This is a genomic window from Stanieria cyanosphaera PCC 7437 (assembly GCF_000317575.1).
GTDB classification, from domain to species: domain Bacteria; phylum Cyanobacteriota; class Cyanobacteriia; order Cyanobacteriales; family Xenococcaceae; genus Stanieria; species Stanieria cyanosphaera.
Genome location: NC_019748.1, coordinates 1579964 through 1606762 on the forward strand (window position 1 = coordinate 1579964; position 26799 = coordinate 1606762).

A 26799-nucleotide genomic window follows, 5' to 3' on the forward strand; every position below is an offset into this window, starting at 1 on the left:
AGTTCTAGAGTTTTTAAATTTTATTTTTTTAACGATAATAGAAATGAGTAAAAAATTGGTGAATATACTAAAGAAATAAATTAGTAAAAATCTCGGTAATAAAATTCAACGTCTTGAGCAAGAGTTGCTTGGCTTGAAAAGTGCTAATTTTTAAGTTTGAGGGGTAAAAAAAAATCAAAAGTTCAGCTATCTGAATACCTCAAAGAACTGTTAGCGCAAATTATTTCTATTTATACTGTAATAATAAAATATTTTGTTTCAATATTCTTATTTTTTTAAATACTAATGCCTACTATTTTTTGAACAATAGTTATTTTCGTGATCTTGCCTTAAAGTGGGATTTCTTCAATTCCTGCGATCGCTGAAATTAAAGTTTCTGTTCGCTGCTGTTTACTAGAGATTTCTTCCGCCAAAAAGTAGTCAGAATAGGGGCAGCTTTCTTGACAGTTAAAGTTATGAGGAAAAAAAATCTTTTGCTCCCAATAACCAACCAACCAATCATCTAAATTCCTGAGAAGGTTCATTAAATCTTGCTGAGTTTTTTGATGCTGTTTTTGATTATAATTAAATGTTAAACTTTGAGGTTGATTGGGCAATTTGACAAACCAATAAGTCATCGAAATTTGTTCTGGTAAGTATAGCGAAGTCTCGGCTAATAAATAAAGGTAAAGACGAGTTTGCCAATTTTGAGCTAATTTAGTCTTATTTTGGGGTTTTAGATAGGTTTTCCAATCAAAAATTCTTGCTTGTTGTTCGTCTGCAATTAAAAGGTCATAAATTACTGTCAACAAATAACCATTTAAACTTAAAGTACGAGTATGTTCTGCCTCCCGCCATTGATTAGAGTTTTGCAGTAAAATTTCGGGTGCAGCTTCAACCAAAGCTTGATAAGCTTGATTTAGCTCTTCGTTTTCTGTTAATAAAGATGCGATCGGTAATTCTAACTCTCTTTGCTGCATCAGTAAGTGAAAACATTTACCCCAAGTTTGAGTTTCTTGTTGTTCTGGATTAGGAAGAGAAGTAAGTCGGTCTAAATACACTTGCTGAAATCTAGGCGGACAAGTTGCCAATAAATTAAGCTGTCCTTGAGATAGACGCATTTTAAAATAGTTAGTTCCCATTGTTATCAAATTTAAAGGTCAAATAAACTGTCATTACCTCGATAAAAGTGTAATCTTCCTGGACCTAAATATAAACCACGAGGGTTGTTACCTGCGGGAAAAACTGTAACTCCAAATAAATATTCTCCTTCGTAATCAGGATTTCTTTTTGGTTTTAATCCTACTGTAAAATTTTTTCCTGGAGAAATAGGATTAGAAAGGACTATTGTAATTACTTTGGTTTTTTCATCTTGACTAACATTTTTAATAGCTAATTGTTCTTCTTTATGACGATGATTACCTAAATATGCAACAGTTTTTTTTAGATCAAAATTAATTTCATCCATACCTCGTCGTTGATTGATGACAATAGTTTGCAAAGAAGCTTCTGCATCTGCTGGTATGACAAGATCAAAATAATAAGTTGCACTCCACATCCTGACACCACTATGAGTAGCGAACGCATCTAATAAACGTGGAGACTTGCGAAAGAAAGAAGGCGTTTGAGATTGAGAAATTGTTGTTTGTGCTGAAATAGGTCTAGCAATGACCGATAATTCTAAAGTTACGATTGAAATGAGCGTAACTGCAATTTTTAGCAAGGCAGAGTTAATCTTTGGCATTTTTACAAAAACCCATTCCAAAAATGCTTTTATAATTATTTTCTCTAATTATCTAAGTTAAAATCCAAACAAAGTTTTTAGCTTTAAGGCAGGAGGCAGGTGTTGGGTGTATCTTATGAATCCGAGAGATTTTATAATATCTTGAGATAATTAGCAAAAAAAAATCATAGCAAAATTTTCTCATAAGTGTGAGTTACTCTAAAGTAAATTTTAAGTTAGTTAAATTCTCAAATATAATTGAGCGAGTCTAATTTTATTTAACTGTACTTAACTTACAATTAATCTTGCTCAAAAAAAAATTATTGCTTATGAAAATTGCAATTATTAGTTCGGGATTTTTACCTGTTGTTGATGGGGTATCTATTGCAGTTTTTAACAGATTAATTAAACTGAGTAAATGGGGACATCAAGTGTTATTATTTTGTCCTGATTATAGTCCTCTACTAGAAATTTATCCTGATTGGCAAAATTATACTGGCAATATTTTACCTGGAGTAAAAGTTATTAGTCTGCCTAGTGTTCCTGCGATCGCTTTAAATTTTGAGCGCGATCCAACTGCAAAATCTTATCAAATAGTTTTAGATCAATTACAACAGTTTCAACCAGATATTATTCATGTTGATGAACCAGAAAGATTAGCTACCAGATTTTTGCGTCTTCCTGGAGTAGCTTTTGCTAAACAAGCTGGTATTTCCTGTGTAAGTTTTTTCCATACTAATTATATTGATTATGCAGAAGATTATTTTCCTTTACCTAGATTATTAATGCGGTTATTTCAATCATTACTTAAATTAATGTTTGCTCGGATTTATAATTCCTATGATTTAACTCTAGTGGCGACTGAAATTACGAAAAAAAAAGTTCGGCAAATGGGAATCAATAATGTGCTTCAAGATAGATTATTGGGAATAAATTTAAATGAATTTAATTCAGTTACTCGGCAAAATAATTTTTGGCAAAAGCAATATAATATTTCTGAGATAGATCATAAAATTAAACTAATTTGTATCGGTCGTCTTACTCCAGATAAAGGTTGGAATTTTACCCTCAATGTTTTTGAACAATTAGCTAAAGAAATTGAGCTAAATAATTTAGCTATTATTATTATTGGCGAGGGAGATTTAAAAGAAAAAATTGCTGAAAAGTTTAGTCAGTTAACTTCTAATTTTTATTTATTAGGAAGAGTATCTCCCACTGATATACCAGCATTATTAGTCAATAGCGATATTTATATGACTGCTTCCGAAAAAGAAACTACGGGTTTGACAATTTTAGAAGCTTCTGCTGCGGGAATACCAATTATTGCTCCTTCTGCTGGTGGTGTTATAGATAATATTATTGATGGAAAAACAGGTTTTATATTTGAACCTCAAAATATTGATGATTTTCTTAGCAAACTCAAGTTATTAATTGCGGAACAACATTTAAGACAGGCAATGGGTAATGAAGGAAAAAATTTTGTTGCCAAATTTGATTGGGATAAAGCGGTAAATAATTTATTAAAAATTTGGCAAAAGCAAATCGAAGAAAAAGAGCATAAATTTCTGAGCTAACTATCAAGATTTTCTAAAATTGTTCCTGTCTGAAATAAACGACCAATTACTTCTTCAATCGGTGGATCGTTAACATTTAAATCAATAACTTCAAATTGAGCAAGAAGCTTTGCAATAGTAGTAGTTAAATTTTCTCTTTGCACAATAAATCGAACTTCTTGTCCTTCAATTGCTTCTATTTCTCCAAATTGCTTTAATTTCTCTGGTGATACAGCTTGAGCGAGTTCAACTTTTACTTCTCGATAAGGAGCAAAACGTTGTAATAACCCATCTAGACTACCATCATAAATCAATTGTCCCTGATGAATTAATAAAACGCGATCGCATAAAGCAGTAATATCTGCCATGTAGTGACTAGTTAAAAGAATGGTAGCCTGATAACGTTGATTATATTCTCGCAAAAATTCTCTTACTGCTACTTGAGCATTGACATCTAAACCTAGAGTTGGTTCATCGAGAAATAAAACTTTAGGATGATGCAATAACGCTGCGAGTAACTCTGCTTTCATCCTTTCCCCTAGGGATAATTTGCGTACTGGTTGAGTTAACTTATTTTCTAAAGCAAGCATTGAAGCTAACTCACTCAATCTTTCCGTAAAAATGCGATCGCTAATATTATAAACAGCAGCGTTAATTCTTAATGAATCTAAAGCAGGTAAATCCCACAGGAGTTGTTGTTTTTGTCCCATTACTAGGCTAGTTTGCCGTAAAAACTCTGGTTGACGACGAAAAGGAATATAACCTGCAACTCTGACATTACCACTAGAAGGATGAATTAACCCTGTTAACATTTTGAGAGTAGTAGTTTTTCCTGCGCCATTTGCACCTAGAAAACCTACGATTTCGCCTGGTTCAAGATAAAAACTGACATCTTGTACTGCTTTAATTTCTCGATAGGTACGGTGAAAAAAATGATTAAAAGTACCTTTAATTCCAGGTTGTTTAATTGCGACTGGATAAATTTTACTAAGACGTTCGACCGTAATAATTGGCATAAATCATAAAATGCTGGAATTAGTTAACAATCTCTCAAATTATTAATCTAAACTAAATTCCAGCAAGTTTTTCAGATCACTGACAAGTATCTAAACTAGATTTTTCTTCATTACCATAAAGAATAAATCCTTGGTAAGGATTAGAAATTTCTACCCACAAACTACCATTTAAACCTTGTTTAATTTGGGGATTACCTTGGGGATCAAGATTAGCTAAAGTAACTTGAGAGCGTGCTGGAATAGTTCCAATCTGACTAGCTTGTTCGTTAGGTTTATTCCTGACATTTAAACTAGCAGGTGATTCTACAAAAAGACAATGTTGAGTAACAGAATTTTCAGTTAAAACTTGATTTCCATTTCGTTCTATGGTTAAAGTTCCTTTGTTTTCTGGCGTTGCTTCTGGCTCAGTTTCATTAATTGCGACATAATAAGAAACGTTACCATTATCGGCTCGATACATTTTTCCTTCTTTCAGTAATTGTGCAGGAATAAAAATTGAACCGACATTTGTACTTTTAGCTTCTCCTAAATAAAAATAACTTTTTCCTTTTCGACAAATATTGACATAAAAACTCGGTGTTTCAAAAGCATAAACTTCTTGATATTTTTTACCAATATGGTCGCAGCTACGCCAATCTTGTGTCACTAGAAAAGTATACTCAGAGTCAGAGGTGTCTGCAATCACTGGATAAGCAATCAAAGTAGAAATGCTGAGGAGTGTGATAACAGCAGCGTTTAGTTGAGGGAATAATTGATTGGTCATCTCGCTGACTTACAATTTTTTAGTCAAAGTTTCACCTACTTTAAATCAAGGTGTTGCAAGATTCTTTGGTCGAAAGTACTTCGCTTATGATAGGCGGAGTCTGCTTCGACTTCATCAATCATGTGACTTAAAAACCAGAAAATAGTTCCTTTATTGTCAAATAGATTAGATAATTAAAACATCCAACCTATGGTAGAAACTACTCTTCTTTTTTGATACTACCTAGATTTAAACAATTGACTTCAAGGAAGGTAAAATCAATAGGGTGATTTACCTATTTTTCTGGTAGTTAAAACCGTATCTCCAACTTCATAATTTTGATTATGATCGTAAGTAGAGGGAAATAACAAAGTTAACTAAAAGTTAAGCAAGAAAATTCCTAAAGGAGGTTTTAGTATGTCGATTATTCGTTGGCAACCTTTTCGAGAAATTGATTCTATCCAAAAAGAAATGAATCGTTTATTCGATCAACTGACACCTCATTTTGATGGAGAAAAAATTGGTTTAGGATTTGTACCTCCAGTTGAACTAACCGAAAAAGAGGATACTATTCATCTTAAATTAGAAGTTCCAGGCATGGAAGCAAAAGATCTAGATGTTGAAGTAACTGCTGATTCGGTTACTATTACTGGCGAACGCAAATCTGAAACAAAAATTGAAGGAAAAGGAATGACTCGTTCTGAGTTTTATTATGGACAATTTCGTCGAGTAGTTCCTTTACCAGTTCGCATCGATAATCAAAATGTCAAAGCAGAGTACAAAGATGGCATTTTGAATCTTAATTTACCAAAATTGGAAGAAGAAAAACACAAAGTTGTTAAAGTTAATCTTGGTTAATTAAGAAAAAGAATATATTCGTTTAATTGGTGCGTTATCGTTTTGGTAGCGCACTTTATTTGTATCGAAGTGAACCTTTAGTAACTTAAAATTGAAAATGCCAATAAACGCTAAGATTTTCAATATGATTTCTTTGTAAGTTTAAATTCAACTCAGATGACTAATGCGATCGCACAATTGCCATCTCTACTCAATTCTCCAGTTGAATTAGTAGCTTTAAGCAAGGCTAATTCTGATTGGCAAGCTAAATTTCAACAAGCAGGTATTGCGATAACAGATTCAACCTATCTTGCTTTTCCTTCAACAGTAGAAACTTTATCTGAAATAGTTAAACAAGCACAACGGCAACAATGGCGCATTCTCATCTGTGGTAACGGCAGTAAATTAGATTGGGGTGGGTTAGTTACAGAGATTGATTTGGTAATTAGTACGCAAAAATGTAACCCCGTTATCGATCATGCGGTTGGTGATTTGACTGTTACTGTAGCAGCAGGAGTTAAATTAACAGAGTTACAAGATAAATTAGCTTTAACTGGGCAATTTTTACCAATCGATCCAGCTTTTCCTCAACAAGCTACGATTGGCGGTATTGTTGCTACCGCAGATACAGGTAGTTGGCGACAACGTTACGGTGGTGTTAGGGATTTGGTTTTGGGATTATCTATTATTCGTGCTGATGGTAAGATTGCTAAAGCAGGAGGAAGAGTAGTTAAGAATGTAGCTGGTTACGACTTAATGAAGCTATTTACTGGTTCTTATGGAACTTTAGGAATTATTTCTCAAGTAACTTTGCGGACTTTTCCTTTACCTGAAGCATCCCAAACGATGGTGTTGAGAGGAGAAGTGGATCGTCTTACTCAAGCTGCACAAACTTTACGTAGTTCTAGTCTAACTCCTACTAAAGCGGATTTAATTTCTAGTTCTGCGATGAATCGCTTAGGAATTGCCAAGGAAATGGGATTAATTGTTAGATTTCAAACGATTAATGCTAGTATTGCTCAACAATCAAGTCAATTAGCAGAAATAGCACAACAATTACATTTACAAGTTAGCTACTATCAAGATCGAGATGAGTCTGACTTATGGCAAAGATTATTAGAAATCATCCGAATTCCTTCCTCTCAGGAGGCAATTATTTGCAAAATAGGAATAGTACCCAATCAAGCAGTGAAGTTATTAAACAATTTAAATGATGGGTTGGCAATGATTCACCTTGGTAGTGGTTTAGGACATTGGCAGTTAGAAGAGGAAGATCTGGTTATATTAGCAAAAATGCGACCGCTATGTGAACAAAATCGAGGTTTTCTAACTATTTTGACTGCACCACAATCAACCAAACAACAATTAGAGGTTTGGGGATATACAGGTAATTCAATCAAGATGATGCAAACAATTAAACATAAATTCGATCCCAATCAAATTTTAAATCCTGGTCGATTTGTCGGCGGAATTTAACAACTAAATTAATTAATAATTACCTAATGACTAATAATTTCGATCAAAAAAATCCCCCCAAACAAGAATTAATTGATACCTGTGTTCATTGTGGTTTTTGTCTTTCTACTTGTCCTAGTTATCGCGTTATTGGCAAAGAAATGGATTCTCCCAGAGGTAGAATTTATTTAATGAATGCGATCGCTCAAGGAGAAGCTGCGATCGATGATGCTACTTCTGAACATTTTGATTCGTGTTTAGGTTGTTTAGCTTGTGTAACTACTTGCCCTTCAGGAGTACAATACGATCAATTAATTGCTGCTACTCGTCCTCAAGTAGAAAGAAATCAACCTCGTAAATTATCAGATAGATTAATTAGAACTTTAATTTTTAATCTTTTTCCCTATCCTAATCGTTTAAGACCTTTTCTACCTTCTTTATGGTTTTATCAAAAATTAGGCTTACAAAAATTTGTTCGTCAAACCAAAATCCTTAATAAAATATCACCAAGATTAGCTGCGATGGAAGCAATTTTACCCACAATTACTGTTGATTCATTGCAAGATAATGTCCCAGAAATTATTCCCTCTCAAGGTAAACAACGCTATCGAGTTGGAATGATTTTAGGCTGTGTCCAAAGATTATTTTTTAATTCAGTCAATCAGGCTACTATTAGAGTTTTATCAGCCAATAGTTGCGAAATAATTATTCCTAAAACTCAAGGTTGTTGTGCTGCTTTACCTGCTCACCAAGGACAAGAAAATCAAGCCAAACAATTAGCTAGACAAATGATTGATAGTTTTGCTGATACTAAAGTAGATGCAATTATTATCAATGCTGCTGGTTGTGGACATACTTTAAAAGAATACGGTCATATTTTAGCAGACGACCCAGAATACAAAGATAAAGCTCAAGAATTTGCTAGCAAAGTAAAAGACGTACAAGAATTTTTAGCAACCGTTGGATTGACTGCCAAATTATCACCTTTAACTCAAGAAAAATTAAACATAGTTTATCAAGATGCTTGTCATTTATTACACGGACAAAAAATTAGTTTACAACCCCGTCAATTATTAAAACAAATTCCAGGAGTTGCTTTAAAAGAACCAATTGATGCTGCTTTATGTTGCGGAAGTGCAGGTGTTTATAATATGTTGCAGCCAGAAGTAGCTGATGAATTAGGACAACAAAAAGTTACCAATTTAGTTAATACTGGTGCAAATTTAATTGCTTCTGCTAACCCTGGATGTTCACTACAAATTATCAAGCATTTAAAAGTTCAAGGAAAAGAAATTAAATTAATGCATCCCATAGAATTATTAGATTACTCAATTCAAGGAATTGAATTAACAATCTAGTAGGAATAATTCATGAATTGGAGGGGTGCCTCAAATTCACTTCGAGGCTTTATACGCCCCGTTCCCTACTTATAATATTGATGATACGCTTTAGATATAAACAAAATAATCTGCTGTCAAATTTAATCCTGTCTTACCTTGTACGATAGTGATCAACTCATCAGTAGAATTTAAAATGTTATTGCCATTTGTATCTAAATAAATAGCAGTACCAGCTTTTCCTGAAACAGGCGATGCACCTAATATATAAAGATCAGCAGAACCGTTCAATTGAATTTGATCTTGACTAGAATTAAAATCGGTAATTAAAGCGTAGTTAGTTAGTCCCGCTTTTGAACTACTTTGATCGTTATAAAAAACTTCATCCTCGTTACTAAGAACAAAAGTATCAGCCCCGATTCCTCCCGTGAGAGTGTCAATCGAAGTTATTTGATTGGTTTGATCTACACCAGTTAAAGTATCATTACCATTGCCACCAATCAAGGTATCGCTATAAATACCACCTAATAAAACATCATCATACTTAGAACCAGTAAGGTTGAAAACTTCAATATTAGTAAAAGTAACACCGTTAGAACCACTGTAAATTACTCCCGAACCTTCAGAAGGAACTGAATTTGAAGAGTAATATATGCGTCCTCCAGAAGTAGCATAATTAAATACTAATTGATCCGTACCGCCACCACCATCGACTGTATCTTCTCCCAGTCCTGTTTTAATAATGTCATTGCCTGAACCAAGAATCAAATCGAGATTTTCAAAATTACTGGCAACGGTTTGATCGATTAAGTTAATTTTAGTTCCTGTATTATCAACAGTTGATCCTTTGGTAAATTGAGACAAATCGCGACGCAGAGTATCAACACCTGTCCCACCATCAAGAACATCAGCACCACTACCCCCGTCAATTAAATCATTGCCACTATTGCCACTAAGGGTGTCGTTATAATTACCACCTAATAAAACATCATCATACTTAGAACCAGTAAGGTTGAAAACTTCAATATTAGTAAAAGTAACACCGTTAGAACCACTGTAAATTACTCCCGAACCTTCAGAAGGAACTGAATTTGAAGAGTAATATATGCGTCCTCCAGAAGTAGCATAATTAAATACTAATTGATCCGTACCGCCACCACCATCAACTGTATCTTCTCCCAGTCCTGGATTAATAATATCGTTACCACTTGTACCATTTAAGGCATTATCTCCAGAAGTTCCATTAATAGTTGCCATGTTCTTTTCGTAAGATTCAAAGGTACAAAATTAATTCTATGACGGTTCAAAAGTTTATCTACCTTGAAACTAATATTTTTTAAAATTAGTAATAATTATTTGATTAGGATTGTTTTTGATCAAAATTGGATTTGTATCTGCTTTAAATTAATGTAAATATTACAATAAAATATTTTTTCTGATCACAAAAAAGGCACGTTATTTACGCACCTAAAATCAACATTTATTAGATTATTTATCTTTAAAACTGCTGTAAAAATCTTAAATCGCTGGCATAAAGACGGCGAATGTCATCAATTTGGTGTAGTACCATCGCAAATCTTTCTACACCTAAACCAGCAGCAAAACCCGTATAAATTTCTGGGTCATAACCTACCGCTTTCAAGACATTAGGATCGACCATGCCACAACCCATTACTTCCAACCACTTACCTTTCCACTGCACATCTACTTCAGCAGAAGGTTCGGTAAAAGGGAAGTAACTAGCACGAAATTGTACAGTAATATCATCACCAAAAATACGTCTTAAAAATTCTTTGATCGTACCTTTCAAATCAGTAAACTGTAATCCTTTGTCTACTGCTAAAATTTCAATTTGATGGAAAGTTGCCGAGTGAGTTGCATCTACTGTATCACGACGGTAACAGCGACCAGGGGCGACGATCCGAATAGGAGGTTCGCGGTTTTCCATATGGCGAATTTGGACGGAAGAAGTATGAGTACGTAACAGATGACCACCTGGAAGATAAAAAGTATCTTGCATATCTCTAGCTGGATGATCTGCTGGCGTATTAAGGGCTTCAAAATTATAATAATCGGTTTCGATGTGAGGACCGCTCGCTACTGTGTATCCCAAACCAACAAAAACATCGAGAATGCGATCAACCATACCATTAAGAGGATGAATATGACCAAGAGGACGACTAACTCCCGGCATAGTGACATCAAGAGTTTCTGCTTGTAATTGGGCTTCGATTTCAGCTTGTTGTAAAGTTTGTCTGCGACTGTCTAGCTGATTTTGAATTTTTTCTTTAACTTCGTTGGCTAATGTCCCAACAATAGGTCGTTCTTCAGGACTTAATTTGCCCATTCCTCTCAAAATTTGGGATAAGTCACCTTTCTTCCCCAAATATTTGACTCGGAGTTGTTCTAATTCTTCTAGATTAGTTAAAGCACCTATTAAATCTAATGCTTGTTGTTGTAATTCTTTTAATTGAGTCTCTAACTGATTGGGGGATGTACTCATGCTCGATCGCTTTTCTTTTCAGGATAACCAGCTAATTCATTAAACAATATTCTTAGGGTTTTAATCAAAGTTCTTCTCAGAAATACATTTGAAGATTAAGGAAAAGATATTTGATCGATAACCATTGATAAAATGATTTACTTCAAAATCGCGCTTTAGTAACCATAGAAATTGATTTAGCTTCTTCAATCCATTGTTTTACTTGTTCTAAGGAAGGAGATAATTCTTTGGATTGCATCGTAGCTATGTGTAATTTTACAATTTGACGGTGGAGACGAGGAAAAGATGTCTGACTTAGTTGTAAGACGGAAGCTATTCCAGAATGTAATAATAATCCACAGTATTGACAACCAACACTAGGAAGACGAGCTAAATCTGCTAAAGCAACCCATTTACTAATATATCTATTACTTAGTTTGAGTTGAGTAGCTAAAGTTTGTTGAGTTTGGGGGTTACTTGCGACCGCGAGTAATTGTTTGGTAGTGTTAATACCAAAAGCTTTGAGTAAATTTTGTTCTTCTGGTTTGATTCCAGGTAATTTATCGATAGACCAGTAGCAAAGTTGCATTGAATTAAAAGAAAAGATTTGATTAGAGCAAAACTGCAACATAAAAAAATCAACAATCTTGCTGATTTAAGTATTAAGTAATAGGTAATTACTAAAGCAAGCCTCAATGAGTTGAGAGAAAAATTAAATTTAGAATAATTGTTCCAAGTTTAAATTTTATTGCCATCAACTATTAACAAAAAATATTTACTCTGGATTCTTACAATTTAATTAAATAAAACTACTATTTTTTCTTTAGTTAGCGAATTTAGACAATGAACCTAGACACAACCAGAGAAATTGACAACTCTTTATCTACTACTTTACAACAGAGAAGACAAAAATTGGCTGAGTTAGTTGATACTCCAGTTATTTTATGGTCTGGGGAAAGTATCGGACGAAATTTTCCAGCCAATCGCTTTCCTTTCCGAGCTAGTAGTCATTTTCTTTATTTTGCGGGTTTACCTTTAGAAAAAGCTGCCATTAGATTAGAACAAGGCAAATTAAATTTATATCTTGATGATGCTCCACCTGAAGCTACTTTATGGCATGGTAAAACACCAACCAGAGAAGAAATTGCTGCCATGATTGGCGCAGATCGAGCTTATCCTTTAGTAGAGTTAGTTAATCACACTGCTAATGCTGCCACAATAGCCGTACAAAATTACCACACCTATCAACAGCAGTGTCAATTATTGAATCGAACTCTTACCCCTGCTAATGCACCAACAGGAATAGATTTAGATTTAACCAAAGCAATCATCACCTTAAGATTGTCTCACGATCGCTTTGCTTTAACGGAATTAACCAAAGCTGCCCAAGTTTCAATCAAGGCACACCAATCAGGTATGAAGGGGACTTCTCAAGCAACCACTGAAGCAGAAGTCAGAGGTGCAATGGAAGGAGTAATTATTGCTCATAATATGAGTTGTGCCTATGGCAGTATTGTGACGGTACACGGGGAAGTTTTACACAACGAACAGTATCTTCACTCCTTACAAACAGGCGATTTATTATTAGCCGATGTTGGTGCCGAAACTCCTTTGGGTTGGGCTGCCGATATTACTCGTACTTGGGCTGTTTCAGGTAAGTTTTCCGAGACTCAACGGGATCTTTATCAAGTAGTTTTAGCTGCCCACGATGCTTGCATTGAAAAAATTCGCCCAGGAGTAGAATATCGAGACATTCATTTATTAGCTGCTCAGATTATTGCGGAAGGATTAGTAAATCTGGGCATTTTAAAAGGTAATCCTGATGATTTAGTAGCAATGGATGCTCATGCTTTATTTTTCCCCCATGGAATTGGTCATTTGTTGGGTTTAGATGTTCATGACATGGAAGATTTAGGAGATTTAGCAGGTTACGATACAGAAAGAGTTAGAAGCGATCGCTTTGGGTTGGGTTACTTGAGATTAGATCGTCCTCTTCGTCCAGGAATGTTAGTCACAATTGAACCAGGTTTTTATCAAGTTCCTGCCATTTTGAATCATCCTGATTTTCGTCATAAATATCAGAAGGTAGTCAATTGGAAACGTCTAGAGCAATTTGCTGATGTAAGAGGGATCAGAATTGAGGATGATGTTTTGGTAACCGAATCTGGCTCAGAAGTCTTAACGGCTGCTTTACCTACTAAAGTAGAAGAAATTGAAGCTTTAACTAGCTAAACCAACATAATCTTAATAATATGAAGTCCTGTTGACTAGTTACATCTTAGTGAGAAAACGGCAGAAGGCACGAGGCAGAAGAATTTCGTACAATAAAATTAATTTGAGTCGTCAATTTTTTTTCTAAGTACCTAGGCAAAATTAATTGTGTACTTCAGTAATCAAGAGCTTAGAGAGCTTTAAGAGAATGGGAGAAAAAGAAAATATACAAATAGATTTGCTTAATTACTTAGTAATTAAACAGACTTGATAGATTATCAAATTTTCAAGCATTTTGAACTTTTCTGTTCTACTTGTGATGCTGCCTCTTTGCAATATGACCAAAAAAATCATTACTTAGCTCTAATTAAATACCCACAACGATGCTCACCGTTATTAATCCAGTGAGTACGTTCTACAGTACAATCGGGCAAGACTGCAGCAAACATTTCTAATTCGTGACCACAAATACTCGGATAAGACTCTGCCACTTCTGAAATAGCACAATGATGTTCAGCCAAAATAAATTGCTGCTTATCTCCTTGAATCGAGTGTAACTCTGCCATATAACCTTCTTGTTGACGCAATTCAACTAGAGCAGCTACTCTTTGACGTAAAGAACCATTACCAATGCGATCGCGATATTCAGCAGCTTTTCTTTGCCATTGCTTTTCCAAAACCTTAGTAACCTGTTCTTTGCCTACAGTTTCCGCTAAAGTATCTAAAAAAGAAACAGCAAACTCTCCGTAACGATGAGGAAAAAGCGATCGCCCTTGTTGACTTAGTTGATAAAGATGTTGTGGTCTTCCCATCCCCGTTTGCACTGATTCGTATTTGATTAAACCCTCAACCTCCAATTCATTGAGGTGACGGCGAGTTGCTTGCGGACTAATCTTCAAAGCCTGGGCTAGCTGTTGTGCTGAGGCTTGACCTTGTTTGAGTAAATGTTGCAGAATACTCTGCTTAGTAGACGGTATCCCTGTGGTCGTCATCGTCTTATCTCTAGATGGTGTTGTTAAAGAAAAAAATTAAACCGAAAAATTCAAAAATTTTGGCGACTTTGACAACATCTTTGTTGTTAATGTAACCTACAATAGACTTAAACAACAAATTTATTGTTTAAATATAGTTGGGGTTAGTAGCAATTGGGAATACAGACTATTGAATTCAACTCATCCGCTAATCCTCGCCAAAAAAACTTAACATCAATCTGCACGAGAACATTGCTATGAGTTCCACAGTCAAAAACTTAGTCAATCAACCTTATAAATACGGCTTTATCACTGAGATCGAGGCTGATACAATTCCTCGCGGACTGAATGAAGATATTATCCGCTTGATTTCAGCCAAGAAAAACGAGCCAGAATTTATGTTGCAGTTTCGCCTCAAAGCATATCACCAGTGGCTAAAAATGACTGAACCAACTTGGGCTCATGTAGGTTATCCTCCCATTGATTATCAAAACATTATTTACTATTCTGCACCTAAACAAAAGAAAGCAAAACTCAATAGTCTCGATGAAGTCGATCCAGCTTTACTCGAAACCTTTGAAAAACTTGGTCTTCCTCTCTCAGAACAAAAAAGATTGAGCAATGTTGCAGTTGACGCGATTTTTGATAGTGTTTCCATCGCTACTACCTTTAAAGAGAAGTTAGCAGAAGAAGGAGTAATTTTCTGCTCAATTTCTGAAGCCCTACAAGAACATCCAGATCTGGTACAAAAATATTTAGGAAGTGTTGTTCCTGTAGCAGACAATTATTTTGCTGCCCTGAATTCGGCTGTTTTTAGTGATGGTTCGTTTGTGTTTATTCCCAAGGGTGTTAAATGCCCAATGGAATTATCTACCTATTTTCGCATTAACAACGGTGAAACGGGACAATTTGAAAGAACTTTAATTGTTGCCGAAGAAGGTGCTTCGGTTAGTTATTTAGAAGGTTGTACCGCGCCAATGTACGACAGTAACCAACTTCATGCTGCGGTAGTAGAATTAGTAGCTTTAGATGATGCCGAGATTAAATATTCTACAGTTCAAAACTGGTTTGCTGGCGACGAAAACGGCAAAGGAGGTATTTACAACTTTGTAACCAAACGCGGTTTGTGTAAGGGAGTGAATTCCAAAATTTCTTGGACTCAAGTAGAAACAGGTTCAGCCATCACTTGGAAATATCCTAGTTGTGTTTTAGTAGGGGATAATTCAGTAGGAGAATTTTATTCCATTGCTCTTACTAATCACAAGCAACAAGCAGATACAGGAACAAAAATGATTCATATCGGCAAAAATACCCGCAGTACAATTATTTCTAAAGGTATTTCGGCTGGAGAATCAAAAGGTAGTTATCGCGGTTTAGTTAAAATTGGACCAAAAGCAGACGGTGCGAGAAATTATTCTCAATGTGACTCGATGTTAATTGGGGATAACGCTGAAGCTAATACTTTCCCTTATATCCAAGTAGACAACAATAGTGCCAGAGTCGAACACGAAGCTTCTACAGCAAAAATTGGCGAAGAACAACTATTTTACTTTGCTCAACGTGGTATCTCTGAAGAAGACGCAGTTTCCATGTTAGTTAGTGGTTTTTGTAAAGATGTTTTAAATGAGTTACCAATGGAATTTGCAGCAGAAGCAGATAAGTTATTGAGTCTGAAGTTAGAAGGTACAGTAGGTTAAGGATACAATCAATTTTTAAGGGCGAAGTTTATTCGTCCCTACAGTTATCGGTAGAGACGTAACATGTTACGTCTGTACACCAGTTACCAGTGATGACTCGTTATATCAAGTTCGGTTGAATAATTATATTAAAGTTGAGGTCAGATATAGCAGTTCTCATACTGGTGAGGTACAAAGTATTTGGATTTAAGGCAGGAGGCAGGTGTTAAGTGTACCTCGTGGATTCGAGAAACGCCATAACAAGTAATTACTAATTAGTAATTAGCAAATGCAACCAGGCTTTTTTATTTCAACCAATTATTCGTACTTGATATTATTGTCGCCCTTTCTCCTTTTGCTCCTCTGCCTCCTAACTTCTACTTCCTACCAATTAACCATTAACAATTAACAAAAAATCGAACGAGTGTACCTTATAGAGCGTGAGAACTGCTATATAATTATTTTTTTCTACTTTAAAAAACTAATTGTATCTCGCTTGTTTGAACTAGAATCTTGATTTAGTGATGCAGGAGAAGAAGGATTAGGAACATTATCAGTATTATTTAATAACCAAATAAAATAGTAAATGCCAAGAGCTATTGGCCAAGTAGTCGCAATGCTAACAATAATTCCGATTAGAAAAATTTTGTTTGAATAATTGTTATTGTGTAAAGATTTAACTAAACTAGTTGAATTAGTCAGAGATTTTGAATTTACTGGTTGTTCTGCAATTAAATTAGAAGTATTTTCTAATAATAAAAATTTTAATTCAGATTTTTGCTTCTGTTGATAATGCTCAAGTGCTTTTAAAACTTCCGATGCAGACTGATAGCGTTTATGATAATCTTGACATACCATTTTGTTAATAATGGCAATTAACTCTGAACTAACAGACACTAAATGCTCCCAACTTAGTTCATGAGTTTTGGGATCGAAACTTAAATTTAGAGTATCTGTACCCGTAAGTGTTTCAATAGCAATTATTCCCAGTGCATAGATATCGCTGCCAAAACAAGAATGAGCTTGTGCTTGCTCACTAGGCATATAACCAGGAGTACCAACTATAATTTTGTGATCTTTAGAATTATTAATTTCTTCGAGATCATTATTAATCAGTTTAGCTACACCAAAATCTATTAAGACTAATTTATGATCATCCCAACGTCGGATTAAATTACTAGGCTTAATGTCCCGATGAATAATACCATGAGAATGAATAAATTCTAAAATTGGCAAAACTTCTTGTAGTAGTTGAATAACCTGATTTTCTTCCCAGCAATCTCCTGTTGCTAATTCTGAATAAAGAGTATGTCCTTGAATAAACTCTTGTACTAAATAAAATTGATTTTTTTCGCTAAAAGTAGCTAAAAGTCGAGGAATGTATCGGGAATTACCTAAACTACTAGTAATTTTAGCCTCCCTTTCAAACATTAATTTTGCTACTTTGATCAGGTGCAAATTTTTAGTAGTAGGTTTGAAACGTTTGACAAAACAAATGGGATGCTCGCTGTGTTGAACATCTTCAGCTAGATAAGTTTCTCCAAAGCTACCAGAAGTGCAAATTTTAACAACTAAATAACGTTCATTAAGTAGCTTGCCTACTAGTGTTTCATTCCTGATCCGATTTTTTGTCATTATGAGCGAAAAAATTTTTGTTTTTCAGTTATGTACTTATGGCAAATAATTAGGACAACAATTAAAAGTCACAATTACCAGAGAGTAAAAGTGTGTTTTTTTGACAATTTTGCTGTTATTGACTAGCTTCTGTTGAATTTTCTTCAGCAACTTCTTTTGATCGATTCAAACTAGCAAATCCAGCTTGTGCGATCGCATTTTGAACGGTTTGAGTTTGTAAAAGCTTTGCATAAGCTTCTCCTGCCTGCTGCGCCAAACTTCCATCTTCTTTGACAATTACATACATTTTTCTGGTTATCGGATAAGTATTATCTTCAAAGACTTCTGTATTAACTTGATTTCGTAAACCAGGACACTGTTGTGGTGAAATTAACGGCTCATTATAGGGAGTTATTAAGAGATCGCTACTGTAACCTAAAGCTAAAGGTTTAACAGTACACTGAGGAATGAGTGTCTTTGCCGAAGCAAAATAAATTCCACCTGGAGTTTTACTAACCTTGCGAATTGCTTCAGTAGTAGAGTTGACGTATTGTACCTCTTGCCCCAATGAGGTTTTTTCTGACTCATTAGATGAGGCAAAAATTACCGATTCTGCATCTTTTTCAGGAACTGCAAAGGGAACAATGGCAAGATCATTTCCTCCTATTTCACTCCAATTGTTGATTTTTCCCGTAAAAATTTGCTTTAGTTGTTTAACAGTTAATCCTTCGGTGATTTTTAAAGCTGGATTAACTACCACTGCTACTCCATCTATGGCAACTGGGTATTCCTGAAGAGAAAAGCCTTGTTGTTGAGCAAGAGTTTGTTCTTGTTTAGTTACAGGGCGTGTCGACTGAACAAAGTCTAACTCTCCGTTGAGTAACATCTCAATGCCCGAACTTGAACTAGGATTAGCATTAACAGGATTTACATAGCGCAATTGCAATTCAGGATAGGTAGCTTGAATTTGAGAATCGATTGTCTGTCGAATTGGAGCCCATGCTGGACTACCACCGTAATTAAATGAACCGATTGGAATGTTGGTAACTGCTTGAGATTTGAGAATAGAAGAAGTATTCTCTGAACTTGTATTTCTAGAAGCGACAAGATTTTGTTGTTGTCCCAAACGCGACCAAAACCACCAGAAAAATCCACCAACTACTACTAGTGTTAATACTTTACCAATAATTAAACCTTTTAAAAGCAGAGTTGCGTCTTTGCTTAGTTTATTCATGATTTATTTTGTGGCACGATAAAATATTTTAAAATAAATAGCCTTGTTTCAATCTTAATTTCGATAGATATTCAGTTTTGACCATTGAAGAGATTGGCATGAATAAGTTCTATCACCTCAAAATTGCCACCAAATTTTTGTGACAAATTAGCTCAAATGTATTCTCAAAATATATTAATTTAAGCTCATTTTTAAGGTTTAATATTAAGCTTTTATTTTGAATGTTTTAAGCTTGAAAAGCAATTTAAATCTAGTTTGTATTGGTTATTATAGCTTTACCAGCAAAAGAATACTTGACACGAAGCATCAACTAGCGAATCATACTAAATCCGATTACCAAAACATACTTTTAATCAAAGGTTTTAATTAGGCTCAAATACTTCTGCCTCCGTCCTTCTGCCTCGATGCGCTTGCGTCCTTTGAGAAACGGCTGTATGCACGAGGTTTCCTCGAAAGCTTGTACGCCCCGTGAAACCTCAAAGGCGGTCGCATCGCTGCCTTTTGACAACAACTTATGTTCACACTCTTTTAGAAGATTGCTGTGATTGTTTTAATTCGCTTGCCAACTAGCTAAAGAGGGAGTTTCTAAAAGAGCTTGGCTCAAACTTTGATGAATGTGACCATTAGTCGCTAAAATTCGCCCAGAATTAAGCTGAATTTCACTACCATCATAAGCCGTTACTTTTCCGCCAGCCTCTTCAACAATTACAATTCCAGCAGTAATGTCCCAAGGACTAAGCCCTCTTTCCCAATAACCATCTAATCTACCACAAGCAACATCAGTTAAATCTAAAGAAGCCGAACCACTACGACGCACGCCTTGAGTGAGATGAGTCAGATAACAAAACTCAGCATAATTATTATCCGTTGTTTCTCTGCGATCGTAAGCAAACCCCGTTACTAGCAGACTTTTACTTAATTCTTGAGTTTGAGAAACCTGAATTGGACGACGATTGCAACTCGCACCCAAGCCTTTAGCAGCGCGAAATAATTCATTACGAAAAGGATTATATACCGCTCCTACTTGAGGAACACCATCAATCATTAACCCAACCGAAACGGCAGACACAGGATAACCATGAGCATAATTAGTTGTACCATCTAAAGGATCGATCGCCCAAAGATATTCACTTTCGATTGCACCTAGTTTTCCCGATTCTTCTGCCAAAATACTATGTTCAGGAACATGACGATTTAAAACTTGAATAATTGCTTTTTCTGCTTGTTTATCAGCTTCGGTAACCAAATCTCCAGGTTTACCTTTTTCTTCAATCTCCTCTAACTTATTCCAATTATTTTGTAAAACGACTCCAGCAGTCATAACTGCTTCGGTAGCGATATCTAAAAAGATTTGTAATTGTTGAATGGAATTTTGGCTCATGATTTAGTTTGTTGAGAACGAAATTGCTCAGGAGATTCTCGCATCGGTTGTTGAGGATTCCAAATCCCATAACCCATTAAACGAGCATATTCTTGTGCATACCAAAGACGCTGACTGTATTGATTGGGATAATTAGTATCAGCTAAAACATATCCTTCTTTAACTAATTGCTCGCTAATTAAAGTTTTATCATGCCAAATATGAGCTAAATAACGATTAAAAGGATCTTTTTTTTCAAGCTTTAATTGAATTGATGAAGCAGAAACATTTGGGCTGATTAATTGCTTGAGTCTCTGTTGGGCTGCTTTTCCCCAAGGAGATTGCTGCAAATCTGGGGCATTAATACCAATGATTCTGACTGTTTCTTTTGACTTAAAATGGTCTGCTTGAGTTAACCATACTTCAATGGTTTGTCCGCTTACCACCCGTTTTACTTTAGCCTTAATAGTTGAAGGTAAATCAGAATTTTGACAGCTACATAACCAGAAACAGCAACAACAAATTAGACAGATTTTCGCCAAAAAATTCATTAAATCTACGCTTATTTCCTCTTTGTGGCTCAAAAGCATTCGAGTCAAATTTATTTAATCTTCATCCAAAGGTAAACCCACTCGAACTTTTCCTTTACCAAAATAACGCCCAAACTGAAGTTCGTACACTTCATCCTCATCTTGGGTTTCTACGACTAGATCTGAACGAGGATAGCTCACACACAATAAAGCATAACCTTGTTTTTTTAATTTGGGTGATAATCCCATTGCTTCAGGTTGTTCGATTTCTCCAGAGCTAATTCTGACAGCACAACTGGTACAAGCACCATTACGACAAGAAAAAGGTAGTTCTACACCCTGTTTTTCCGCCGTCTGTAAAATATATTCGTCTTCAGGAACTTCTACAGTATAGATTTTTCCTTGTTGACGATAGTGGACAGTAATTTTATGAGATTTCATTAGTTAATTTTAAGTTTGATTGTAATTGTTGAAATTTAGCTGGAAGTTAAAAATTTCTGAAGTTAAAGAAACTAACTAAGTTATTCTACAATTCTTCGTCTGCTTCAACTTTGTCTCTCTTTAACTCTGCCATGTGTAGTCTATCAACAAAAAAGAATTTATTAATAGTTTGAAAAACTTACGTTGCCATGTATAATGGTAAATCGCGACACCTGGAGAGGTGGCCGAGTGGTCGAAGGCGCAGCACTGGAAATGCTGTAACGGGGTGACTCGTTCGAGGGTTCGAATCCCTCCCTCTCCGTTTCAAACTTTTCTCTGATAGTCGGGCTTTTCAACATCGAACGAAATTTTTCCGTTACGATATCCGCTCAATTACCGACACTTTATCTCTCCCAAAAACAAAAAAAAGAGTCTTCATCCACTCTTCAAAGTCATGTCTAACTTGTAAAATCTTTGGGGGACTCTGAGGTTTCCTTGCCCTTGTCCAACCAACGAGATAGTAAAAATGACCATGATTTAGAACATAGACTGGTCATTATGTCAAATAGAATAGACGGGATATCAAGGTAGAAGTGAATCTGCAAGTTAGAAGAGCGATCGCATTAAGCTATAAGGATTCAGAAATAAGATTACGAGCAACACTTTTTTCTCCATCCACTTCAAGTTTACAGCTTACTTATCGAAAATTTTGGGTTTAAAACCCCGTGCTTCTAGCAGGGCTTTTCTTGCTTTTGAATGTATTTCTTTAAGACTCCAAGAGGTGCGCCGCCTATACGGTTGAAGTGAAGTAGCTTAGACTCCACAGAGCGTCCTTTCCGTAAGGCTTTTTAAACCCTGCTTGACCATAGCGACGACTAGAGACTCCTTTTAAAGCATTAACCATCTGCGATACAGACAACTTTGGAGGAAACTCAATGAGCGCATGGATATGGTCAGATTCTCCATTAAATTCCAGAATTTTGAAATTCATCTTTCGCGCAACTTCCGCAAAAGATTTCTCAATTACGCTCAGGCTTTCAGCCGTTAGAATCGACCTACGGTATTTAATTACACAGACCAAGTGAATCTTAAGGTCAGATACGCTGTGTCTTTCCTGGCGAAGTTGAGTTGTCATTTTTAACAGACCAATGTATAATCGAATCACAGACCAATCTTATTATAAGCGATGAAAGCTCGATATCAATACAGATTTTACCCAACCATCCAACAACAGGTGAGTTTAGCTCAACTGTTTGGCTGTGTTCGAGTTGTCTGGAATGATGCCTTAGCTTTCTGCAAGGAGTCGGAAAAGCTGCCAGGGTATAACAAGCTTGCTGCCAGGTTGACTCAAACCAAAAGACTCGAAACAAGAGAATGGTTAAGGGAGGTTTCTTCTGTCCCATTGCAGCAATCCTTAAGACAATTAGACACTGCCTACAAGAACTTTTTCGAGTCCAGAAATGGAAAGAGAAAAGGCAGCAAAGTAGGCTCACCTAAATTTAAGAAGAAAGTGAGTCGCCAGTCAGCAACCTTTGCCAATACGGCTTTTAAGGTTTCTGATGGTGAAGTCTATTTAGCTAAGATTGGTAATTTAAAGCCAGTTTGGTCTAGAGAACTTCCCTCACATCCAAGTTCTGTAACTGTGATTAAAGATTGTGCTGGACGCTATTTTCTAAGCTTTGTAGTTGAGGTTGTACCTAATCAAGTTGAGGCTAAAAATCAAAGTATTGGAATTGATTTGGGTATCAAAACGTTTGCTGTGATGAGCAATGGCTTTAAGGCAACAAGCCCCGACTACTCGAAACAGAATCGTAAAGTTCGCAAACTACAGAAGAAGTTAGCACGCCAACAAAAGGACTCTAAACGGAGAAATAAGACTCGTCTTCAAATTGCCAAACTGCATAATCGGATTGCCGAGACTCGGAAAGATTTTCTACATAAACTATCGACTAAAACAGTTAACGACAACCAAGTGATTGTTTTGGAAGATTTAAATGTGTCAGGAATGGTTAAGAATCGTCGATTAGCCAGAGCGATTAGTTTGCAAGGCTGGCGAGAGTTTAGAAATTTGTGTGAAGCTAAGTCGGAAAAGTCTGGTCGGACATTTCAAACGATTGATAGATGGCAACCGACTAGCCAAGTTTGCTGTGACTGTGGGTTCAGGTGGGGGAAGATCGATCTTTCAGTACGTTTTGTAGTCTGTTTGAGTTGCGGTATAGAGCAAGACAGAGACGAAAATGCAGCAAAAAATATAGAAATGGTCGGGATAGGGCATTGCCACGACCTTAAACGGACGCAGAGAGACTGTAGGACCAGTTCGCTGGCAGGACTCGATGAAGTGTCAAGAATCACTGTGGCTTCAGCCCAGTGAGTATGTCAAATAAGTATAGATAACTGACGAACAAAATCCTTCACTACAGCAACGAATTCCTTGGTAGATTCATAAGGTAAAACATTTCGTCCTGGGATAATTTTGCCTTGACCTGATGGTAAATTATTTAAGTACAAATCTAATCTTTGTTGTGGAGTTTCTGCCAAACCTTCACGACTGATACTAGAAGCTTCGTTTCCGAAGACAACTAAAGTAGGTTGAGAAATGCTTTGAATTTTTTTAGTATAATCTTTGCGCCAAAAACTAGCTAAAAAAGAAAAGACTGCATAGCGACTATCCAAATTTTTAGCCCCTGCTTGCAAAAAATCTAACCAATTAGGATCGACTGCTTCTGCTTCGGCAAACAATTGACGAGTAGAAAAAGACTGCAAAAATTTACGACGACGGGCATAACGATAAAAAAGATTACCAACAGGAGAATCAAACAAAAGATTCCAAAGTATTTTTTGTTGCAGAGGTTTACCAGCTTCCGTCATAATTTTCCACGCCGGAGGACCTGATAAAACTAAACCTTTAATATAATTAGGTTGCATAGGATCGTTGACTAACTCCAACGCTACAGGAAATAATGCTCCTTGCACGACTAAAACTACAGGTTGCTTAACAACTGTTTCTAGAAAATACTTGAGTTGGGCTGCCCAATCTTCAGGAAAATAGGCTAAATGAGGCATTTCACTTTTACCACAGCCTAACAAATCAGGATTGTAAATTGAATAAGATTGTTCTTGTTGTTGCCAAGCTGAAATAAAACGTTGCCAAAAAACTCCCGATAAACCCACTCCAATGGGATGAATTAGTAATAAAGCTAAATTCTCTGATTGTTGGTGTTGAGAAGGGTAAAATTGATAGGCGCAATCAAAGTTTTTCCAAGAGTAATTATTTGAAGAAGATGACATCGACTTTGCTAAATAATTTAATTAAGTTTTGTTTTAATCTAATATTTTTGAGTGAATCAAATTAAGTTGATATTGAGCTATATAACAATTCTATTTAATTTGTGAACATAAGTTATCTTCAAAAGGCAGCGATGCGACCGCCTTTGAGGTTTCACGGGGCGTACAAGTTTTTGAGGAAACCTCGTGCATATAGCCCCTTCTCAAAGGACACAAGCGCATCGAGGCAGAAGTTACTTAATCGTTTTTTTATGAATATTAATGATTCTAATCTTTAAAATGCCACTCAGTTAACAAAAACTACTAATCAAAGAATCAATTGCCAATATATAAGATTAAAATGCTCAACTAAATTAACAACTACTTTTTACTGATAACTGTTGACTGTTGACTAATAATTGTTTTAATAGAGCTAATTATCGGTGAAAAGGAGAAGCGAAGTAGTGAACAAGAAATTCTTTTGTTTGATGGTAATTAGTTTCGGATTTTTATTAGCTTCTGGTGTTTATTCCCAATCTATCAGCAATTCTCCTTCACAAATCCGCTATGATACTACTGAACAAGGCAATAGTATCGTTCATACGATCATTATTCCTCATGATAGTAACTTTAAAGTTTATCCAGAAGTTGCGCCCGAACTTCAATCAATTGAAACCTTTGCTACTCAACATAAAGCGATCGCAGTAATTAATGCTGGTTATTTCGATCCGAAAAATCAAAAAACTACTTCTTATATTACTCGCCAAGGCAAGTTAGTCGCCGATCCTCGTACCAATGAAAGATTAATTAAAAATCCTGACTTGCAACCTTATCTTGACAAAATTTTAAATCGCACAGAATTTCGTCGCTACATTTGTTCTCATCGATTTCGCTACGATATTACTTTTCATCAAGATGATATTCCTAACGGTTGTGTTTTAATTGATGCTATTGGTGGAGGACCCCAAATTTTACCTCAAAATACGGCTTTTGAAGAAGGTTTTACCGATTATCAAGCAGAAGAAAAAATTCGTGATGCGATCGGTACTACTCAACTCAATGCCAGAAGTGCGATCGCTCTTACAAACAATGGAGATCTTATTCTAGCATTGGTAGCACAAAAACCTGAATCTCCTACCAACTCTGGAATGTCTTTAGAACAATTAGCTGATTTTTTAACTACCCTCGGTGTAGAAAAAGCAATGAATTTGGATGGCGGAAGTTCAGCTTCTCTCTATTATGATGGGAAAACTGTTTACGGAAGATTAGATTCAGAAGGAAACCAAATTCAACGACCAATCAAATCTGTTATTCTCGTACGTTAATTACTAAATTGCAAATCAACACAATTAAGACTAATTCTCGCAAACTAGCTAAATGTACCATGAATCAATTTCGGCCATTTTTTCTTTTGGGATAATTTTCTCGATTTGTTACTACTTGAATTAAGAGAGTGACATAAGAAGGATAGTATGAGAGATGCTTTCTTAACTCACCATGACGCAGAGACTGAATTAGTTAGATGCTTCGTTGCCTCACCATGACACAAAGACTGAGCAACTAATTAAAGCTCTTCGATTTCAACAATTCTTTTCAGAGGCATGGGTTTGGTATCCGCTTGAGGTAATTCCAAAACTTCTTTTTCCTTAACTGTATTGGGTAATAGTACTGGTAAAGGTTCAGGTTCATCAATCCAGTAACTAGATACAGGTAGAATATGTTCTAAGTCTTCTAGTAATCGAGGAATAATCATTACAGCGTGTAGTTCCCCAATTCTTTCAGCTGCTTCCATGCCTGCATCGATCGCGACAGCAACATTGGCTACTGTACCACGAATGATTGCGGTACATAAACCATCACCGATCTTTTCGTAAGAAGCTAGCTGTACATCTGCCGATTTCAACATGGCATCCGCAGCACCTACCATCGCAGGAAAACCTCTAGTTTCAATTAAACCAATCGAACGATTGCTGAGACGACTATAACCACGTCTTTTTTGTACTAATTCGACTAAATGAGAACCAATAGGAAAAACCGCTTCTAAATTGGGCATAGGACGAGCAATTACCAACTTAGAGACTAATTGACCAAATTTTTCGGCAGTTTTCGCTCCTTCTTCTACCGCTAAACGTACATCAGAAATATTTCCCCTCACAACAGCAGTACAATGTCCACTGCCAGTTTTTTCATAACCCACCATCGTCACTTCTGCGGATTTCAGCATCATGTCTGCTGTACCAACAATGGCGGGAAAACTTTTAGTAGAGACTAAACCAAGCGCGCTATCTTGAAAGGGGTGTTGTTGCTGTTGTTGATATCGTCTTTGGGTAGTAACTCTCTGCCTCCGTAAATCTAGGTCAGTCATTCAGTTTCTCTTTCCTCTATAACAATGCCA

At 35.9% G+C, this 26799-nt stretch carries 23 protein-coding genes, 1 tRNA gene and 1 pseudogene; 9 read left to right on the top strand and 16 right to left on the bottom strand.

The annotated features are described in order from the left end of the window. Positions 1-329: 329 nt before the first annotated feature. Complete coding sequence (locus STA7437_RS06925; protein ID WP_015192663.1) at positions 330-1121, bottom strand: PD-(D/E)XK nuclease family protein; 792 nt, start codon at positions 1119-1121, stop codon at positions 330-332. Between the two features lie 11 nt (positions 1122-1132). After that, positions 1133-1723: a DUF2808 domain-containing protein gene (locus STA7437_RS06930; RefSeq protein ID WP_015192664.1), complete on the bottom strand. Its 591-nt coding sequence runs from the start codon at positions 1721-1723 to the stop codon at positions 1133-1135. A 308-nt stretch (positions 1724-2031) separates the two neighbouring features. On the opposite strand from STA7437_RS06930, the gene STA7437_RS06935 reads away from it, so the two are divergent. Beyond that, positions 2032-3276 (top strand): glycosyltransferase, encoded by a 1245-nt coding sequence (locus STA7437_RS06935; RefSeq protein ID WP_015192665.1) that lies wholly within the window; start codon positions 2032-2034, stop codon positions 3274-3276. On the opposite strand, the gene STA7437_RS06940 is transcribed toward STA7437_RS06935, so the two are convergent. Next, a complete protein-coding gene (locus STA7437_RS06940) occupies positions 3273-4271 on the bottom strand; it encodes an ABC transporter ATP-binding protein (RefSeq protein ID WP_015192666.1) in 999 nt (332 codons plus the stop codon). The two genes, STA7437_RS06935 and STA7437_RS06940, sit on opposite strands and share 4 nt — an antisense overlap. Positions 4272-4347: 76 nt before the next feature. Further along, positions 4348-5034: an SH3 domain-containing protein gene (locus tag STA7437_RS06945; RefSeq protein WP_015192667.1), complete on the bottom strand. Its 687-nt coding sequence runs from the start codon at positions 5032-5034 to the stop codon at positions 4348-4350. Positions 5035-5430: 396 nt separating this feature from the next. On the opposite strand from STA7437_RS06945, the gene STA7437_RS06950 reads away from it, so the two are divergent. The 3 genes from STA7437_RS06950 to STA7437_RS06960 all read left to right on the top strand — a co-directional run bounded on the left by STA7437_RS06950 (position 5431) and on the right by STA7437_RS06960 (position 8663). Then, positions 5431-5871, top strand: coding sequence for an Hsp20/alpha crystallin family protein (locus STA7437_RS06950; RefSeq protein ID WP_015192668.1), 441 nt, complete (start codon positions 5431-5433; stop codon positions 5869-5871). A 156-nt stretch (positions 5872-6027) separates the two neighbouring features. Further along, positions 6028-7326, top strand: coding sequence for an FAD-binding oxidoreductase (locus STA7437_RS06955; protein WP_015192669.1), 1299 nt, complete (start codon positions 6028-6030; stop codon positions 7324-7326). A gap of 26 nt (positions 7327-7352) precedes the next feature. Continuing rightward, entirely contained in the window at positions 7353-8663 is a 1311-nt protein-coding gene (locus STA7437_RS06960; protein WP_015192670.1) for a (Fe-S)-binding protein, read from the top strand. A gap of 90 nt (positions 8664-8753) precedes the next feature. On the opposite strand, the gene STA7437_RS24765 is transcribed toward STA7437_RS06960, so the two are convergent. The 3 genes from STA7437_RS24765 to STA7437_RS06975 form a co-directional block, all read right to left on the bottom strand. After that, positions 8754-9899 (bottom strand): calcium-binding protein, encoded by a 1146-nt coding sequence (locus tag STA7437_RS24765; protein ID WP_015192671.1) that lies wholly within the window; start codon positions 9897-9899, stop codon positions 8754-8756. A 241-nt stretch (positions 9900-10140) separates the two neighbouring features. After that, positions 10141-11145 (bottom strand): phenylalanine--tRNA ligase subunit alpha, encoded by a 1005-nt coding sequence (gene pheS, locus STA7437_RS06970; protein ID WP_015192672.1) that lies wholly within the window; start codon positions 11143-11145, stop codon positions 10141-10143. A 142-nt stretch (positions 11146-11287) separates the two neighbouring features. Continuing rightward, positions 11288-11713: a DUF4332 domain-containing protein gene (locus tag STA7437_RS06975; RefSeq protein WP_041619837.1), complete on the bottom strand. Its 426-nt coding sequence runs from the start codon at positions 11711-11713 to the stop codon at positions 11288-11290. A 254-nt stretch (positions 11714-11967) separates the two neighbouring features. Between STA7437_RS06975 and STA7437_RS06980 the strand changes: the two genes are divergently transcribed. Continuing rightward, positions 11968-13356, top strand: a complete 1389-nt coding sequence (locus tag STA7437_RS06980; RefSeq protein ID WP_015192674.1) for an aminopeptidase P family protein — start codon at positions 11968-11970, stop codon at positions 13354-13356. A gap of 332 nt (positions 13357-13688) precedes the next feature. Here STA7437_RS06980 and sufR read toward each other — a convergent pair whose 3' ends face one another. Then, entirely contained in the window at positions 13689-14327 is a 639-nt protein-coding gene (gene sufR / locus STA7437_RS06985) for an iron-sulfur cluster biosynthesis transcriptional regulator SufR (protein ID WP_015192675.1), read from the bottom strand. Between the two features lie 236 nt (positions 14328-14563). Between sufR and sufB the strand changes: the two genes are divergently transcribed. Then, a complete protein-coding gene (gene sufB / locus STA7437_RS06990) occupies positions 14564-16003 on the top strand; it encodes a Fe-S cluster assembly protein SufB (protein ID WP_015192676.1) in 1440 nt (479 codons plus the stop codon). Between the two features lie 447 nt (positions 16004-16450). On the opposite strand, the gene STA7437_RS06995 is transcribed toward sufB, so the two are convergent. The 5 genes from STA7437_RS06995 to STA7437_RS07015 form a co-directional block, all read right to left on the bottom strand. Continuing rightward, positions 16451-17617, bottom strand: coding sequence for a serine/threonine-protein kinase (locus tag STA7437_RS06995; protein WP_015192677.1), 1167 nt, complete (start codon positions 17615-17617; stop codon positions 16451-16453). 115 nt (positions 17618-17732) lie between these two features. Further along, on the bottom strand, positions 17733-18830 hold the full coding sequence (locus tag STA7437_RS07000) for a PstS family phosphate ABC transporter substrate-binding protein (protein WP_015192678.1): 1098 nt from the start codon (positions 18828-18830) through the stop codon (positions 17733-17735). A gap of 550 nt (positions 18831-19380) precedes the next feature. Continuing rightward, positions 19381-20211 carry an inositol monophosphatase family protein gene (locus STA7437_RS07005; RefSeq protein WP_015192679.1) on the bottom strand — a complete coding sequence of 277 codons (831 nt, stop codon included), beginning with the start codon at positions 20209-20211 and terminating at the stop codon, positions 19381-19383. Beyond that, positions 20208-20636, bottom strand: a complete 429-nt coding sequence (locus STA7437_RS07010; RefSeq protein WP_216087098.1) for a thermonuclease family protein — start codon at positions 20634-20636, stop codon at positions 20208-20210. The genes STA7437_RS07005 and STA7437_RS07010 overlap by 4 nt, the downstream gene beginning before the upstream one ends. A gap of 159 nt (positions 20637-20795) precedes the next feature. Further along, entirely contained in the window at positions 20796-21161 is a 366-nt protein-coding gene (locus tag STA7437_RS07015) for a 2Fe-2S iron-sulfur cluster-binding protein (protein WP_015192681.1), read from the bottom strand. A gap of 214 nt (positions 21162-21375) precedes the next feature. Between STA7437_RS07015 and STA7437_RS07020 the strand changes: the two genes are divergently transcribed. Then, a tRNA-Ser gene (locus STA7437_RS07020) sits at positions 21376-21462 on the top strand. Between the two features lie 409 nt (positions 21463-21871). Here the strand turns inward: STA7437_RS07020 and tnpA are convergent. Then, positions 21872-22275, bottom strand: a pseudogene (gene tnpA / locus STA7437_RS07025) (IS200/IS605 family transposase). A 51-nt stretch (positions 22276-22326) separates the two neighbouring features. Between tnpA and STA7437_RS07030 the strand changes: the two are divergent. Continuing rightward, positions 22327-23511, top strand: coding sequence for an RNA-guided endonuclease InsQ/TnpB family protein (locus STA7437_RS07030; protein ID WP_015192683.1), 1185 nt, complete (start codon positions 22327-22329; stop codon positions 23509-23511). Between the two features lie 5 nt (positions 23512-23516). Here STA7437_RS07030 and STA7437_RS07035 read toward each other — a convergent pair whose 3' ends face one another. Further along, positions 23517-24428, bottom strand: coding sequence for an alpha/beta fold hydrolase (locus STA7437_RS07035; protein ID WP_015192684.1), 912 nt, complete (start codon positions 24426-24428; stop codon positions 23517-23519). A 440-nt stretch (positions 24429-24868) separates the two neighbouring features. On the opposite strand from STA7437_RS07035, the gene STA7437_RS07040 reads away from it, so the two are divergent. Beyond that, entirely contained in the window at positions 24869-25729 is an 861-nt protein-coding gene (locus tag STA7437_RS07040; protein ID WP_150109044.1) for a phosphodiester glycosidase family protein, read from the top strand. Positions 25730-25968: 239 nt separating this feature from the next. On the opposite strand, the gene STA7437_RS27655 is transcribed toward STA7437_RS07040, so the two are convergent. Then, on the bottom strand, positions 25969-26769 hold the full coding sequence (locus STA7437_RS27655; protein WP_015192686.1) for a carbon dioxide-concentrating mechanism protein: 801 nt from the start codon (positions 26767-26769) through the stop codon (positions 25969-25971). Positions 26770-26799 lie beyond the last annotated feature (30 nt).

What these genes read in the sequence shown, in the direction of transcription:
- STA7437_RS06925 (WP_015192663.1), bottom strand. Translation starts at nt 1,121, where the DNA reads ATGGGAACTAACTATTTTAAAATGCGTCTATCTCAAGGACAGCTTAAT.
- STA7437_RS06930 (WP_015192664.1), bottom strand. Translation starts at nt 1,723, where the DNA reads ATGCCAAAGATTAACTCTGCCTTGCTAAAAATTGCAGTTACGCTCATT.
- STA7437_RS06935 (WP_015192665.1), top strand. Translation starts at nt 2,032, where the DNA reads ATGAAAATTGCAATTATTAGTTCGGGATTTTTACCTGTTGTTGATGGG.
- STA7437_RS06940 (WP_015192666.1), bottom strand. Translation starts at nt 4,271, where the DNA reads ATGCCAATTATTACGGTCGAACGTCTTAGTAAAATTTATCCAGTCGCA.
- STA7437_RS06945 (WP_015192667.1), bottom strand. Translation starts at nt 5,034, where the DNA reads ATGACCAATCAATTATTCCCTCAACTAAACGCTGCTGTTATCACACTC.
- STA7437_RS06950 (WP_015192668.1), top strand. Translation starts at nt 5,431, where the DNA reads ATGTCGATTATTCGTTGGCAACCTTTTCGAGAAATTGATTCTATCCAA.
- STA7437_RS06955 (WP_015192669.1), top strand. Translation starts at nt 6,028, where the DNA reads ATGACTAATGCGATCGCACAATTGCCATCTCTACTCAATTCTCCAGTT.
- STA7437_RS06960 (WP_015192670.1), top strand. Translation starts at nt 7,353, where the DNA reads ATGACTAATAATTTCGATCAAAAAAATCCCCCCAAACAAGAATTAATT.
- STA7437_RS24765 (WP_015192671.1), bottom strand. Translation starts at nt 9,899, where the DNA reads ATGGCAACTATTAATGGAACTTCTGGAGATAATGCCTTAAATGGTACA.
- pheS (WP_015192672.1), bottom strand. Translation starts at nt 11,145, where the DNA reads ATGAGTACATCCCCCAATCAGTTAGAGACTCAATTAAAAGAATTACAA.
- STA7437_RS06975 (WP_041619837.1), bottom strand. Translation starts at nt 11,713, where the DNA reads ATGCAACTTTGCTACTGGTCTATCGATAAATTACCTGGAATCAAACCA.
- STA7437_RS06980 (WP_015192674.1), top strand. Translation starts at nt 11,968, where the DNA reads ATGAACCTAGACACAACCAGAGAAATTGACAACTCTTTATCTACTACT.
- sufR (WP_015192675.1), bottom strand. Translation starts at nt 14,327, where the DNA reads ATGACGACCACAGGGATACCGTCTACTAAGCAGAGTATTCTGCAACAT.
- sufB (WP_015192676.1), top strand. Translation starts at nt 14,564, where the DNA reads ATGAGTTCCACAGTCAAAAACTTAGTCAATCAACCTTATAAATACGGC.
- STA7437_RS06995 (WP_015192677.1), bottom strand. Translation starts at nt 17,617, where the DNA reads ATGACAAAAAATCGGATCAGGAATGAAACACTAGTAGGCAAGCTACTT.
- STA7437_RS07000 (WP_015192678.1), bottom strand. Translation starts at nt 18,830, where the DNA reads ATGAATAAACTAAGCAAAGACGCAACTCTGCTTTTAAAAGGTTTAATT.
- STA7437_RS07005 (WP_015192679.1), bottom strand. Translation starts at nt 20,211, where the DNA reads ATGAGCCAAAATTCCATTCAACAATTACAAATCTTTTTAGATATCGCT.
- STA7437_RS07015 (WP_015192681.1), bottom strand. Translation starts at nt 21,161, where the DNA reads ATGAAATCTCATAAAATTACTGTCCACTATCGTCAACAAGGAAAAATC.
- STA7437_RS07030 (WP_015192683.1), top strand. Translation starts at nt 22,327, where the DNA reads ATGAAAGCTCGATATCAATACAGATTTTACCCAACCATCCAACAACAG.
- STA7437_RS07035 (WP_015192684.1), bottom strand. Translation starts at nt 24,428, where the DNA reads ATGTCATCTTCTTCAAATAATTACTCTTGGAAAAACTTTGATTGCGCC.
- STA7437_RS27655 (WP_015192686.1), bottom strand. Translation starts at nt 26,769, where the DNA reads ATGACTGACCTAGATTTACGGAGGCAGAGAGTTACTACCCAAAGACGA.